Consider the following 12904-nt stretch of genomic DNA (forward strand, 5'->3'; position numbering starts at 1 on the left):
AGTTTTACATTTTAACAATGTAGAACAATCAGCGTTCAGATAAGTTTTGTAGTGCTCGGTGCAACATTGAGATGTTAGCGCCTTGTGCTACAAAGCTTGGTAGTTTCTCTGAAATCTGGTTGGCTACTTTAGCAGCTTGTTGTTCGTTTGGGAAGCCCCCAAATATACAACTTCCAGTTCCAGTTAATCGAGCTTCAACATATTTGTTTAGCAAGATCAAAGCGTTACGCACTTCTGGGTAACACCTCTCAACTACCGCTTGGCAATCGTTGTGACCGCCTTGCTTGAGAACGGTGCGTATATTAGTCGGCTCGGTATCACGTGTCAAGCCTTTATCTGAAAATACTTTTGCAGTGCTAATAGATACCGGCGGCACAGCGACTAAATACCAAGGTTCTGGCAAGTCTACGGGCTGTAATTTTTCACCGACGCCTTGGGCGAATGCGGCGCGGCCCATGACAAATACTGGGACATCCGCGCCGAGGCTCAAGCCTAGCTCTGCCAAGACTGGCAAAGAGAGTTCAGTGCGCCAGAGGTGATTAAGGCCCAGTAATGTGGTTGCTGCGTTGGAGCTGCCGCCGCCGATACCACCACCAACTGGGAGTTTTTTATCCAGCCAAATATCTGCGCCCAAGTTGCTTTTGCTGTTTTTTTGCAGGAGGCGGGCGGCGCGTACAATTAAATTGTCATCGTGCGCTACGCCATCGATGGGTGTATGCAAAATAATTTGGCCATCGTCGCGGCTGTTAAAGTGCAAGGTATCGGCGTAGTCCAAAAACTGGAATAAGGTTTCTAGTAAATGGTAGCCATCTGCACGGCGGCCGACGATGTGCAGCATTAAGTTTAATTTGGCCGGTGCCGGTAAACTGAGCTCTACAGACTGCTGTGGGGGCGCTTTTAAAGTTTTTGTGTTCATGTGGTTACTGGCCCAGTTGCCGTGCTTGCCATTCTTTAATGACGAGGGTGATAGTGAGGCCGGCGCCACTGAGCTTGATGCGCTCTGGCAGTTGTAAATCGTTTTCTGTGCGATAGCTGAGGTATTCAACCAGCCACTGATCCTGCTCCAGTTGTGCAAGAAGGCTGTTGCTGTCCAGTTGCAGTTGGCTTTTGCTGTTAGGTGCTGGCAGGCCGCGCACCCACCACAGTAAGTTTTCTACTGGCAAACTCCAGCCCAGTTGTTGTTGCATGAGTTCTTCAGCGGATGCAGCGTGAAAAGTGCCGCGATTAGCAATGTCTAAGCTCACAGCGCCTTGGCGACCGGTTAAGCGGGTGGAGCCTTGGCCGAGAGGGCCGGATAAGCGGATGTCGAAGTAGTCTTGGCGTTGCAGCCAGAAAATGACGGCGCTACCAGACTCTTGTTCGCTACGAATCCCAAGCTTGCCACTGATTTGCCAAGCATCAAGAGGCGCAATGCGTTGTTTATGCGATTGCCAAGTGTCGGTTTGGCCGCTGCCGCTGAGTTGCTCTTGTGTGCTGAAATGACTGCAGCCACCGAGGATCAAGAGCATGCAGAATAAAAGTAAACTGGATAAACGCATCAGTTGAGTGGTCCTTATTGGGTAAGTCGCTGCATGGTGTCGAGCAGTGTCGCGTCATTAGGTTGGTTTTTAAGGGCTTGGTTCCAAATGCGCCGGGCTTCTGTGCGCTTGCCTTGGAACCAGAGGACCTCGCCTAAGTGGGCTGCTATTTCTGCATCAGGTAAGCCGTTATAGGCTTCGCGCAGGAGACGTTCAGCACTGTCTAGATCACCAAGGCGAAAGTACACCCAGCCTAAACTATCGGTAATGGCTGCGTCGTTGGGCTCTAGCTGGTGTGCTTGCTCAATCAGTTGCCGTGCTTCCTCTAGGCGCTCAGTGCGGTCTGCCAAGGTATAGCCTAAGGCATTCAGGGCCATGGCATTATTGGGATCGTTATCAATGATTTGGCGTAAGTCATCTTCAAGCTGAGTTAAATCATTGCGTTTATCCGCAATCATCGCGCGCGTGTAAAGCAGGCTTGGCTCGGCAGGGTACTGTTTGAGGCCTTGATTGATCCGTAGCCAAGCTGTTTCTGTGTGGTCGTAGTTGGCTAGGCCTTCAGTTTCAATAAGGTACAGTTGAATTGCTAAATCCGCCTGAACCATACGCTGCAACTCAAAGTGGGTAGTGGCTTCGCTGAGTTGCTCATTGCTCAAGAGCAAGGCAATCACGCGCTGTTGGGCGGCGAGGTAGTTAGCACCTGATTGTACTGAGTTGTAAGCGTTGAGGGCTTGCTCAGTTTCCTGCAGTTTTTCTAATACTTGGCCGAGGTTGTAGTGCGCAGCATCACTGTGGCTACCGCGAATAATTAACTCTTCTAAATAAACTTGAGCCTCAAGCCAAGCGCCAAGATCCATATTGATAAGGGCTAGGGAGAAGCGTAAATCATCATCACTGGGGGATTGTTGCAGCAACTCTAGAAACTCAGCGCGTGCCTCTTCGAGACGATCAAGCTCAATCAATTGGCGGGCATAGGTGATGCGTAAGCGGTTTTCATTGGGATATTGCTTGAGTGCATCACTTAATACCGGTAATGCTTCTGCGCCGCGATTGAGTTGGCTGAGTAAGCGGGCACGCAGCAATATAGTGGTTACTGTGGCGTGCTTCTTGGGTAAGCGCTCTAGCAGCTGCAAGGCTTCTTGGCTGCGGTCGTCTTGGTGCAGAAGTATGGCTTTGCTAAATACCAGTTGTGGATTGTTGGGCCGCTTGACTAATAGACGGTCAAAGCTTTGCAGTAAGGCTGCTCTGGTTTTTGGGTCTGACTGGGCGGCAGATAATGCCAAAAAGTCGAACTGAGTATCACCGTTTTGCAGTAAGACTTTTTCCATATACTGCATGGCTTCATCGTAGCGTTCAGCTTGAGCCAACTGAATGGCAGCCGAGCGCTGTGCTTCTAAGTCGTTGGGGGCAGCATTGGCCCAGAGTATGGCGCTATCAAGTGCGCGCTGCTCTTCACCCAGGTACTCGGCAATGCGAAACGCACGCTCAGCAACACCGGGGTCGGCGGTAAGTTGTGCCTGCTGGCTATAATTGTCCGAAGCAATATCAAAACGGTCGCGTTGCCCAGCAATTTCAGCTGTTAATAAGCTCACCAGCGTCTCTGGTGAGAAGTTGGCTGTATCGTTGACGGGCGCGTGGGTTTGTGTCGAGTCAGGTGCAACTGTATCGTCTATAGGGAATTGAGTGTCCGGTGCCAAAGCTTGGCAGCCCGAAACTATAATGCTGATTGCGAGGAGGCTAAAATATTTATTCATAAGTACAAGGCAAGACAAGTTAGAATAGTTGCATCATGACACAAGCAGCGATCGCGCGCGCGACACTCTCAGTCACAAATAGCGACTTGAGCTTATGCTATTACCGATTTCTCATGTGATAGTCTAAAATATATGCTTTTTTTTACACATATGTGTGGTGTTTTCTTAGGGGAGGTTGTTCTGAAGGCTTTGAAGTAGGACAATTGCCCGCTTTAAATCCCCTTTAGCGACTATGCATGGCTTTTATTGCACTTGGAATTAATCATAAAACGGCATCTGTGGCGGTCCGCGAACGCGTGGCCTTTAGCCCAGAGCAATTAGTTGATGCGTTGCGTCAGCTATGTCGAGTCGTGGGCAGTCGCGAAGCAGCCATACTGTCCACCTGTAATCGTAGCGAGCTCTATCTGGAAATGGAGGATGTGCAGCCCGAGGCGGTACTGAACTGGCTTGCACAATACCATGATGTGCCGGTGGCAGATCTGCAGGCTTGTGCTTACGTGCACAAAGACGATCAAGCAATTCAGCACATGATGCGTGTGGCCTGTGGGCTTGACTCGTTGGTGCTGGGCGAGCCGCAAATTTTAGGGCAAATCAAGTCAACTTATGCCGTTGCCCGTGAGGCCGGAACTTTAGGACCTTTACTCGGACGCTTGTTTCAGGCCACCTTTAGTACGGCGAAAACTGTGCGTACCGATACCGCTATCGGTGAAAACCCGGTATCGGTGGCTTATGCTGCGGTCAGTTTGGCGCGGCAAATTTTTACTGACCTGAGCGAAAGTCAGGCCTTGTTAGTGGGGGCAGGTGAAACCATCACCTTAGTGGCCCGTCATTTACATGAACAGGGCGTAAAGAAGATTGTGGTGGCTAACCGCACCTTAGAGCGTGCAACGCAGTTGGCCAATGAGTTCGGTGCGCAAGCTATTTTACTTTCGGATATTCCTGATGCTCTGGTACAGAGCGATATCGTCATCAGTTCCACTGCCAGCCAGCTGCCTATTCTAGGTAAAGGTGCAGTGGAGCGAGCCTTGAAACTGCGTAAGCACAAGCCCATTTTTATGGTGGATATTGCTGTACCGCGGGATATTGAGCCACAAGTGGGCGATCTTGATGATGTCTACTTGTACAGCGTTGATGATCTGCATGAGGTGGTAACGGATAACTTAAAAAGCCGTCAAGGTGCAGCCCAAGCTGCGGAAGAGTTAGTGGTGCAGGGTACTTCTGACTTTATGCAGCGCTTGCGTGAGCTGGAAGCGGTGGATGTGTTGCGTGCCTATCGCCAGCAAGGCGAGCGCTTGCGTGATGAGGAGTTGGCGCGAGTGCAACGTGCCTTGGCTAATGGTACCTCGCCAGAAGATGCGCTGATGCAGTTGGCGCGGGGCTTAACCAATAAGTTATTGCACACACCCAGCGTGCAAATAAAACGCTTATCCGCTGATGGCCGCTGTGAAGCTTTGGCAGTTGCTCAAGAACTATTTGGTTTAACAACAGGTGACTCGAATTAATGAAAGCATCGTTAGTCAATCGTTTAGACCGCCTGCAAGAACGCTTTGAAGAACTTACAGCGTTATTAGGTGATGCGCAGGTGATCAATGATCAAAACAAGTACCGCGACTACTCCAAAGAGTATGCCGAGGTCGAGCCTGTGGTGCAGCAGTTCCAAGCTTGGCGCAAAACTCGCAGCGACCTTGAAGAGGCGCAAGCCTTACTCAAAGACAGTGATCCTGATGTGCGTGAGATGGCAGCAGAGGAAGTGGCGGAGTGCCGCGAGTCTTTAGAGGCTATTGAGGCTGATTTGCAGCGCTTGATGTTGCCTAAAGATCCCAATGACGGGCGTAACGTGTTTCTGGAAGTGCGTGCGGGTACCGGCGGCGATGAGGCAGCGATATTTTCTGGCGACTTAATGCGGATGTATTTGCGTTATGCCGAGCGCCAAGGCTGGCGTGTGGAAATACTTTCTGAGCATGCGGGTGAGCATGGCGGTTATAAGGAAGTGATTGCCCGTGTTGAAGGCAACAATGTCTACGGTAAATTAAAGTTTGAATCTGGTGCGCACCGAGTGCAACGAGTCCCAGAAACTGAGTCGCAAGGGCGAGTGCACACCTCTGCTTGTACCGTGGTGGTTTTACCTGAACCTGATGAGCAAGATGCCATTGAAATTAATCCGGCTGATTTGCGTGTGGATACCTACCGTGCCTCTGGAGCCGGTGGGCAGCACGTGAACAAAACGGATTCAGCGGTGCGTATTACCCACTTGCCCAGCGGCATTGTGGTTGAGTGCCAGGAAGAGCGCTCCCAACATAAAAACCGTGCGCGCGCTATGGGTTGGTTGGCTGCGCGTTTAGAAGACCAGCAAAGCAGTGCTGCCGCGCAAGAAATTTCTGATACACGGCGCTCCTTGGTAGGTAGCGGTGACCGCTCTGAGCGGATCCGTACCTATAACTTTTCCCAGGGGCGTGTCACCGATCATCGGATTAATTTAACCCTGTATTCGCTGGCCGATGTGCTGGGTGGTGCGTTAGAGCAGATTATTGATCCACTGTTGCTGGAGTATCAGGCTGACCAACTTGCGGCACTGGGTGATTAATTTGCATGATGCGCATTGAGCAGTTATTAGCCCAAGCTGAACACATTGATTCGCCAACGGCGCAGCTGGATGCTGAGTTGCTGTTGGCTTTTGTGCTGGATAAACCGCGCAGTTATCTTTACACCTGGCCTGAAAAAACGCTCACCACAGCGCAGCTCAATAGTTTTGCAGCGCTTTTAGAGCGCCGTAAGCGTGGTGAGCCGGTAGCTTATTTGTTAGGTCGGCAGGGTTTTTGGACCCTTGATTTGGCAGTGGCGGCGCATACCCTGATTCCGCGAGCCGATACAGAATTGCTGGTAGAGGCCGTTTTGCAATTAGCGGATGCCAGTGCGGCGCTCAATGTTTTAGATTTAGGCACAGGCAGTGGTGCATTAGCCTTGGCTGTAGCCAGCGAGCGACAGTGTTGGCAAGTGACTGGTGTTGATCGAATTGAAGCTGCGGTGGCGCTGGCACAAGATAACCAACAGCAACTGGGTTTAAGTAATGTCAGGTTCTTGCGCAGTGATTGGTTTAGCGCTGTAGCGCATCAGCGCTATGATTTGATTCTCAGTAACCCGCCATATATTGCCGCCAATGATCCGCATTTGCAGCAAGGTGATGTGCGCTTTGAGCCTCTAAGTGCGCTGGTGTCCGGCGCGGATGGTTTGGATGATATACGCTTAATTATCGCTCAGGCACCTGAGTATTTGACCGCTAATGGCTGGCTACTGCTGGAGCATGGTTTTGATCAGGCTGCGGCGGTGCGTGAGTTATTACACTTGTCCGGCTTTACCAAGGTCAGTAGTCAACGTGATTTAGGCGGACACGAACGAATCAGTTTAGGGCGTTTGCCATCCTTGTCTTAGGTCGTCATATATCATGCTAAATGATGAAGAATTACTGCGCTACAGTCGCCAAATCCTCTTAAAGCAAGTGGATATCGCCGGTCAATTGCGCTTGAAAAACAGTAAAATATTAATTGTCGGTCTCGGTGGGCTGGGCTCTCCGGTAGCCCTGTATCTGGCTGCTGCTGGGGTCGGCGAGATCTATTTAGCTGATTTTGATGTGTTGGATTTATCCAATCTGCAGCGGCAAGTTGTCCATGATAGTGCGGCTCTAGGGGCTTTGAAGGTTGAGTCGGCGCAAGCGCGTTTACGTGGCTTAAATCCACATATTAAAGTGCGCACAGTCAGCGAAAAGTTAACTGCAGATAACTTGCCAGCATTACTGCAAAAGATTGATTTAGCGCTGGACTGTACGGATAACTTTACGATTCGCGCACAGCTCAATGCCGCCTGCGTAGCCGCCAAGGTGACGTTGGTCAGTGGTGCAGCCATTCGCACTGAAGGGCAGGTCAGTGTTTATCAGCCAAGCAATGCGCTGAGTCCGTGTTATCACTGTGTGTTTGGTGATGGTGCAGAAGAGGGCTTAACCTGCAGTGAGGCTGGTGTGCTGGGGCCTTTAGTAGGGCTGATTGGTAGCTTGCAAGCCTTAGAAGTAATGAAGATTATTGCTGGTTTTGGTGAGCCTTTAGTGGGCCGTTTACTCTTGGTTGATGCATTGAGTAGCAGGTTTCGTGAGCTTAAACTGCGCCGCGATCCGCAATGCAGTGTTTGCGGTGGGCGTGATGCATAAGCAAGCCGCTATTGGTGTATTTGATTCGGGGTTGGGGGGGATTTCAGTACTGCATGAGATCCGCCACTTATTGCCGGCGGAAGCGTTGATTTACATTGCTGACAGTGCCCACGTTCCCTATGGCGAGAAGTCAGCTGAGTTTATTGTCCAGCGTAGTCTCGCGATCAGCGAGTTTCTTGTGGCCCAGCCCGTGAAAGCTATTGTTGTGGCCTGTAACACGGCGACTGCAGCGGCTGTGACCGAATTACGTCAGCGTTGGCCACAGTTGTTAATTGTCGGGATGGAACCTGCGATCAAGCCAGCGGTGCAGGCTTCGCTATCTGGCAAAATAGGCGTGTTAGCGACCATAGGAACATTGCGCAGTGCACGTTTTGCAGCGTTGCTTGAGCGCTTTGCCAGTAATGTGCAGGTGATCACTCAGCCTTGCCCCGGGCTTGTAGAGTTAATTGAAGCCGGAGAGTTGCAGGGAGCGACAACGCGATCGCTATTGCACAGCTATGTTGAGCCATTATTGCAAGCGGGCTGTGATACGTTAATTCTTGGTTGTACCCATTACCCCTTAGTTAAGCCGCTGCTCGGTGATTTGCTGCCTGCTGGTGTGCAACTGATCGACACCGGTGCAGCGGTAGCGCGGCGTTTGCACAGCGAGTTGGGTAAGCAGGATTTACTCGCTGATGCTAAGCACTGTGCAGACTTTTTTTACGGCAGTGGTGATGTGGCTAAAATTGAGCATACTTTAGCCCTGCTGTGGCCTAGTATTGAGCCGGTGAGGGCTTTGGGATTTTAGACAATTCTGTGAGGTGAAGGATGCGTGTAGTTTTACTGAGTGGTATTACCGCGCTTACGTTAGCTTTAAGTGTGCAGCAGGTGTCTGCGCTGGAGTTGAGCGCTGCGGTAGGTCATACACAAGAGTCGACATCGTCATTACGCCTAGGCTTACGTAAAAGCTTTCAGTCAAGTTGGTGGCATTCTGACCTTGGTGCTTTAAGTGGTTATTGGGCTGCTGGATATACTTATTGGGATGGTGATAAAAAGTCCAGCAATCACAGTCTTTCTGTTAGCCCTGTATTTGTCTATGAGTTTAATGCGGCGCGGATAAAGCCCTATATTGAAGCAGGTATTGGAGTGGCTGCGTTTCGACATACGCGAGTAGAGCAACGCGACTTAAGTACTGCATTTCAATTTGAAGACCGTATCGGTGTCGGACTAGGTTATCGTAATCAAAGACTTGGCTTAAGTGCTATCCACTATTCAAATGCGGGTATTAAAAAGCCTAATGACGGCATCAACACCTATTCTTTGCACTATAGTTTAGCGCTTTAATAAATGAGTGATGCCATGTTAGCGATTACTTGGTTGGCTGATCAGCTTGGTCAACAACTGTTACTTAAAAATGCTGCAGTGACTACTGCTGAGTCATGCACAGGTGGTGGTATTGCTGAGGCGATTACCCGTATTGCTGGCAGCTCTGCATGGTTTGAAGTGGGTTTTGTCACTTACTCTAATGCGCAAAAAACACATGTGTTAAAGGTTGCGGCAGATGCTGTGCAGCGTGATGGTGCGGTAAGTCAGACGGTTGTTGAAGCCATGGCCCGTGGTGCGCAGCTTCAGTCTGGGGCTGAGTATGCAGTGGCAGTTAGTGGTGTTGCTGGGCCCGGTGGCGGCAGTCCTGAGAAGCCGGTAGGCACCGTATGGCTGGCTTGGGCCGATGGTACACAGGTGGAATCTGGATGCTGGCGTTTCGCGGGTGATCGGCATGCCGTTCGTCAGCAAACCGTGCAAGCAGCTTTGGCTGGTCTATTGTGTGTAATGCAGGGGCAGCCAGCAAATACTTGGCAAGAATGGTTAAAGAAACATTTGCCTAATCAATAAAGACTGTGGATAATGCTGGTTAGTTATCCAGTATTTAGGGCGCCGCCCCAATTGTCATGTGAGGATCTGTAATGGACGAGAACAAGAAAAAAGCTTTATCAGCTGCGCTTGGTCAAATTGAGCGTCAGTTTGGTAAGGGTGCAGTTATGCGCATGGGTGATCATGAGCGTGTTGCTATCCCCGCGATCTCTACCGGCTCATTAGGTCTTGATATTGCGCTTGGTATAGGTGGTTTACCCAAAGGTCGCATTGTTGAGATTTATGGCCCAGAGTCTTCTGGTAAAACAACGCTAACTTTAGAAGTGATTGCGCAAGCACAAAAAGCCGGCGCAACCTGTGCTTTTATTGATGCTGAGCATGCCCTGGACCCAGAGTATGCGGGCAAGCTTGGGGTGAAAATCGACGATCTGTACGTGTCACAACCAGATACGGGTGAGCAAGCTTTAGAAATTGCCGACATGCTGGTGCGCTCTAATGCCATGGATGTGATTGTTATTGACTCTGTAGCAGCGCTGGTGCCCAAAGCCGAGATTGAAGGCGATATGGGTGATACCCACGTTGGTTTGCAGGCACGACTCATGAGTCAAGCACTACGTAAAATCACTGGTAATATCAAAAACGCGAACTGTTTAGTCATCTTTATTAACCAGATTCGCATGAAGATTGGCGTGATGTTTGGTAGCCCAGAAACGACCACCGGTGGTAATGCGCTGAAGTTTTACTCATCTGTGCGTTTAGATATTCGCCGTATTGGTGCAGTCAAAGAAGGCGACGAGATTGTCGGTAATGAAACTCGCGTTAAAGTGGTAAAAAACAAAGTGGCTGCGCCGTTCCGCCAAGCAGAGTTCCAGATTTTGTATGGCAAAGGTATTTACCGTAACGGTGAAATTATTGATTTAGGTGTGCAGCAAGGTTTGATTGAAAAAGCTGGCGCTTGGTACAGCCATAAAGGTGTACGCATGGGGCAAGGTAAAGCCAATTCGGCGCGATATTTGGAAGAGAATCCAGAAATATGCCAGGCTATTGAGCAGCAAATTCGTGAGCAATTGCTGGCGCCAACCACGCCAAGTAATAAGCCTGAAGCAGCGCCTGAGTTGGAAGTGGCTGAGGATGCTAAAAAGTAACTCAGTCAATGGGTGAGTAAGTTGGATAGAACGGCATGCTGCAACGCGCACATGCCGTTTTTTTATGAGGCTAATATGCTAGATACTCCTGTTTCTATTCGCCGTGCCGCAATGAATTTATTGGCGCGCCGTGAGCATGGGCATGTTGAGTTGGCGCGCAAATTACTTTTGCGTGGCGCTGATGCCGATATGATTGAAGTAGAATTACAGCGTCTGACCGAAGATGGTTTGTTATCTGAGCAGCGCTACTTGGAAAGCTATATCCGCAGTCGTGCCAATGCAGGGCGCGGGCCGATGCGTATCCGTGAAGAGTTGACGCAGCGTGGCTTACAGCGCGGTGATGTTGAGCAGGCGTTAAATGCTGCGGATATTGACTGGGATGAAAACATGCGCGAGCTGTGGCAACGGCGTTTCGCTGGGCAAGTCGTTGATTTAAAAGATAAGGCCAAACAGAGTCGTTTTTTAGCGCAGCGAGGTTATGAGGCGGATGCTGTTCGACGCTTATTGGATAAGCAGGGCTGGACAAATGCTCAAGAATTTTCCGACTAGACAGTTTTAGCTAAAGAGGTGTTGATTAATTCAGTCCTTGCAAAGAGTGGCGCAGCAATTATAACGGGGCTCGACCCTGTGCGCAGGTGGCGACAGAGTCGATTGTAGGCTTTGTTCTTTGTTAGCCCCGTTTTGCTCGTCTTAGGTGAGCTTAAGCGCGTAGCGTGCTGCTGATCACTTCCAGGGCTTGCTCAATGGCAATGTGCTGGCTGTCCGTGTCGCGGCGGCCTTTGTACTCTAAGGTGCCTTCTTTGAGGCTGCGCTCACTGATGACCACGCGTTGTGGGATACCGATCAGCTCCATATCAGCAAACTTTACCCCTGGGCTGGTTTTTTTGTCGCGGTCATCGAGTAGAACGCTAAAACCTGCAGCAGTCAGTTGCTCGTAGAGTTTGTCAGTGGCTTCTTTGACTTCAGCTTTTTCATACTTCATGGGCACAATGGCGACATCAAATGGCGCTAATGCTGCCGGCCAGATAATACCGCGTGCGTCGTGGTTTTGTTCAATAGCAGCAGCTACGACACGCGATACGCCAATACCATAGCAGCCCATGGTTAGCGTGGCCGGTTTGCCGTCCTCGCCCATGACCGTGCAGTTCATCGACTCGCTGTATTTGGTGCCAAGCTGGAAAATATGCCCCACTTCAATGCCGCGTTTGATTTCCAGTACGCCTTGCCCGTCTGGACTTGGATCGCCAGCCACTACGTTACGCAAATCTGCCACTTCTGGCAGCGCTAAATCACGCTCCCAGTTTAAGCCAAACCAATGTTTATCTTCTTGGTTAGCGCCGGCAGCAAAGTCGCTCATGAAGGCAACCGAGCGGTCAATAATGCAGGGAATGTTTAAGTCTTTTGGGCCTAAAGAACCAGGGTAAGCGCCGCAGGCGTCGAAGATTTCCGCATCACCAGCAAACTCTAGAGGACTAGCTACTGCAGGATGGTTGGCCGCTTTAATTTCATTCAGAGTGTGGTCGCCGCGCACAATTAAGGCAACTAGAGTGTTTTCTTTAGCGCCACGGACAATCAAGGTTTTGATGGTTTTCTCGACGGCAATGGAAAACTGCTCAGCCAATTGCTCAATGGTCTTGGTGTTAGGAGTGTCGACGAGACGCAGCGCTGCAGTGGCTGCGCCGCGCTCACGCTCGCGGGGTATGGCTTCGGCTTTTTCAATATTAGCGGCGTAGTTAGAAACAGTGCTGAAGGCTATGTCATCTTCTCCAGATTCAGCTAGAACATGAAACTCATGGGAGCCTGTACCGCCAATTGAGCCGGTATCTGCCTCTACAGGGCGGAAGTTTAACCCCAGACGAGTAAAAATATTGGTGTAAGCCTGATGCATACGGTCGTAGGTTTCTTGCAGCGATGCTTGGCTGGTGTGGAAGGAATAGGCATCTTTCATGATAAATTCGCGGCCGCGCATTAAACCAAAACGAGGGCGGATTTCATCACGGAATTTAGTCTGAATTTGGTAAAAGTTAATCGGTAGTTGGCGATAGCTGCTTAGCTCATTGCGCGCTAAGTCAGTGATGACTTCTTCGTGAGTAGGCCCGACACAGAACTCGCGCTGATGACGGTCCTTAAGACGCAGTAGTTCAGGCCCGTACTCTTCCCAGCGGCCTGACTCTTGCCATAGCTCCGCCGGTTGAATGGCTGGCATTAGCACTTCTAAGGCTCCAGCGGCATTCATTTCTTCGCGCACTACGGCTTCGGCCTTGCGTAATACACGCAAACCCAATGGCAGCCAAGTGTAAAGGCCAGAGGCAAGGCGGCGGATCATCCCGGCGCGCAACATTAATTGATGGCTGATGACAACAGCGTCGGCTGGGGTTTCTTTTAACGTGGAAAGTAAATACTGGCTAGTACGCATGGCTAAGATCTACATTGAAGGGG

13 protein-coding genes are annotated in these 12904 nt (G+C 50.4%); 9 read left to right on the forward strand and 4 right to left on the reverse strand.

Annotation, left to right across the window (positions count from 1 at the left end):
- Positions 1 to 28: 28 nt before the first annotated feature.
- From ispE to O6P33_RS05380, 3 genes are read right to left on the reverse strand one after another with little or no spacing between them, the layout of a single operon-like run.
- Positions 29 to 916: a 4-(cytidine 5'-diphospho)-2-C-methyl-D-erythritol kinase gene (ispE, locus tag O6P33_RS05370; protein WP_269819181.1), complete on the reverse strand. Its 888-nt coding sequence runs from the start codon at positions 914 to 916 to the stop codon at positions 29 to 31.
- 4 nt (positions 917 to 920) lie between these two features.
- Positions 921 to 1538 carry a lipoprotein insertase outer membrane protein LolB gene (gene lolB, locus O6P33_RS05375; protein ID WP_269819182.1) on the reverse strand — a complete coding sequence of 206 codons (618 nt, stop codon included), beginning with the start codon at positions 1536 to 1538 and terminating at the stop codon, positions 921 to 923.
- Between the two features lie 14 nt (positions 1539 to 1552).
- The gene (locus O6P33_RS05380) at positions 1553 to 3271 is read right to left on the reverse strand and encodes a tetratricopeptide repeat protein (protein WP_269819183.1); all 1719 of its coding nucleotides are present in this window, start codon (positions 3269 to 3271) and stop codon (positions 1553 to 1555) included.
- A 236-nt stretch (positions 3272 to 3507) separates the two neighbouring features.
- Between O6P33_RS05380 and hemA the strand changes: the two genes are divergently transcribed.
- From hemA to recX, 9 genes are all read left to right on the forward strand, one after another.
- Positions 3508 to 4773 carry a glutamyl-tRNA reductase gene (gene hemA, locus O6P33_RS05385; RefSeq protein ID WP_269819184.1) on the forward strand — a complete coding sequence of 422 codons (1266 nt, stop codon included), beginning with the start codon at positions 3508 to 3510 and terminating at the stop codon, positions 4771 to 4773.
- On the forward strand, positions 4773 to 5855 hold the full coding sequence (gene prfA / locus O6P33_RS05390) for a peptide chain release factor 1 (RefSeq protein WP_269819185.1): 1083 nt from the start codon (positions 4773 to 4775) through the stop codon (positions 5853 to 5855). Before hemA ends, prfA begins: the two co-directional genes overlap by 1 nt.
- 5 nt (positions 5856 to 5860) lie before the next feature.
- A complete protein-coding gene (gene prmC / locus O6P33_RS05395; protein WP_269819186.1) occupies positions 5861 to 6700 on the forward strand; it encodes a peptide chain release factor N(5)-glutamine methyltransferase in 840 nt (279 codons plus the stop codon).
- A 13-nt stretch (positions 6701 to 6713) separates the two neighbouring features.
- Positions 6714 to 7469, forward strand: a complete 756-nt coding sequence (locus O6P33_RS05400) for a molybdopterin-synthase adenylyltransferase MoeB (RefSeq protein WP_269819187.1) — start codon at positions 6714 to 6716, stop codon at positions 7467 to 7469.
- Positions 7462 to 8256, forward strand: a complete 795-nt coding sequence (murI, locus tag O6P33_RS05405) for a glutamate racemase (protein WP_269819188.1) — start codon at positions 7462 to 7464, stop codon at positions 8254 to 8256. The genes O6P33_RS05400 and murI overlap by 8 nt, the downstream gene beginning before the upstream one ends.
- 20 nt (positions 8257 to 8276) lie before the next feature.
- Positions 8277 to 8792, forward strand: a complete 516-nt coding sequence (locus O6P33_RS05410) for an acyloxyacyl hydrolase (RefSeq protein ID WP_269819189.1) — start codon at positions 8277 to 8279, stop codon at positions 8790 to 8792.
- Between the two features lie 15 nt (positions 8793 to 8807).
- The gene (locus O6P33_RS05415) at positions 8808 to 9341 is read left to right on the forward strand and encodes a CinA family protein (RefSeq protein WP_269819467.1); all 534 of its coding nucleotides are present in this window, start codon (positions 8808 to 8810) and stop codon (positions 9339 to 9341) included.
- A 71-nt stretch (positions 9342 to 9412) separates the two neighbouring features.
- The gene (recA, locus tag O6P33_RS05420; RefSeq protein ID WP_269819190.1) at positions 9413 to 10465 is read left to right on the forward strand and encodes a recombinase RecA; all 1053 of its coding nucleotides are present in this window, start codon (positions 9413 to 9415) and stop codon (positions 10463 to 10465) included.
- A 75-nt stretch (positions 10466 to 10540) separates the two neighbouring features.
- The gene (gene recX / locus O6P33_RS05425) at positions 10541 to 11014 is read left to right on the forward strand and encodes a recombination regulator RecX (protein ID WP_269819191.1); all 474 of its coding nucleotides are present in this window, start codon (positions 10541 to 10543) and stop codon (positions 11012 to 11014) included.
- A 151-nt stretch (positions 11015 to 11165) separates the two neighbouring features.
- On the opposite strand, the gene O6P33_RS05430 is transcribed toward recX, so the two are convergent.
- Positions 11166 to 12881 carry a proline--tRNA ligase gene (locus O6P33_RS05430; RefSeq protein ID WP_269819192.1) on the reverse strand — a complete coding sequence of 572 codons (1716 nt, stop codon included), beginning with the start codon at positions 12879 to 12881 and terminating at the stop codon, positions 11166 to 11168.
- Positions 12882 to 12904 lie beyond the last annotated feature (23 nt).

The sequence above is a fragment of the Denitrificimonas caeni genome (assembly GCF_027498055.1).
Classification (GTDB): domain Bacteria; phylum Pseudomonadota; class Gammaproteobacteria; order Pseudomonadales; family Pseudomonadaceae; genus Denitrificimonas.

What these genes read in the sequence shown, in the direction of transcription:
- recX (WP_269819191.1), top strand. Translation starts at nt 10,541, where the DNA reads ATGCTAGATACTCCTGTTTCTATTCGCCGTGCCGCAATGAATTTATTG.
- O6P33_RS05410 (WP_269819189.1), top strand. Translation starts at nt 8,277, where the DNA reads ATGCGTGTAGTTTTACTGAGTGGTATTACCGCGCTTACGTTAGCTTTA.
- ispE (WP_269819181.1), bottom strand. Translation starts at nt 916, where the DNA reads ATGAACACAAAAACTTTAAAAGCGCCCCCACAGCAGTCTGTAGAGCTC.
- prfA (WP_269819185.1), top strand. Translation starts at nt 4,773, where the DNA reads ATGAAAGCATCGTTAGTCAATCGTTTAGACCGCCTGCAAGAACGCTTT.
- O6P33_RS05380 (WP_269819183.1), bottom strand. Translation starts at nt 3,271, where the DNA reads ATGAATAAATATTTTAGCCTCCTCGCAATCAGCATTATAGTTTCGGGC.
- prmC (WP_269819186.1), top strand. Translation starts at nt 5,861, where the DNA reads ATGATGCGCATTGAGCAGTTATTAGCCCAAGCTGAACACATTGATTCG.
- O6P33_RS05400 (WP_269819187.1), top strand. Translation starts at nt 6,714, where the DNA reads ATGCTAAATGATGAAGAATTACTGCGCTACAGTCGCCAAATCCTCTTA.
- O6P33_RS05415 (WP_269819467.1), top strand. Translation starts at nt 8,808, where the DNA reads ATGTTAGCGATTACTTGGTTGGCTGATCAGCTTGGTCAACAACTGTTA.
- lolB (WP_269819182.1), bottom strand. Translation starts at nt 1,538, where the DNA reads ATGCGTTTATCCAGTTTACTTTTATTCTGCATGCTCTTGATCCTCGGT.
- recA (WP_269819190.1), top strand. Translation starts at nt 9,413, where the DNA reads ATGGACGAGAACAAGAAAAAAGCTTTATCAGCTGCGCTTGGTCAAATT.
- murI (WP_269819188.1), top strand. Translation starts at nt 7,462, where the DNA reads ATGCATAAGCAAGCCGCTATTGGTGTATTTGATTCGGGGTTGGGGGGG.
- O6P33_RS05430 (WP_269819192.1), bottom strand. Translation starts at nt 12,881, where the DNA reads ATGCGTACTAGCCAGTATTTACTTTCCACGTTAAAAGAAACCCCAGCC.
- hemA (WP_269819184.1), top strand. Translation starts at nt 3,508, where the DNA reads ATGGCTTTTATTGCACTTGGAATTAATCATAAAACGGCATCTGTGGCG.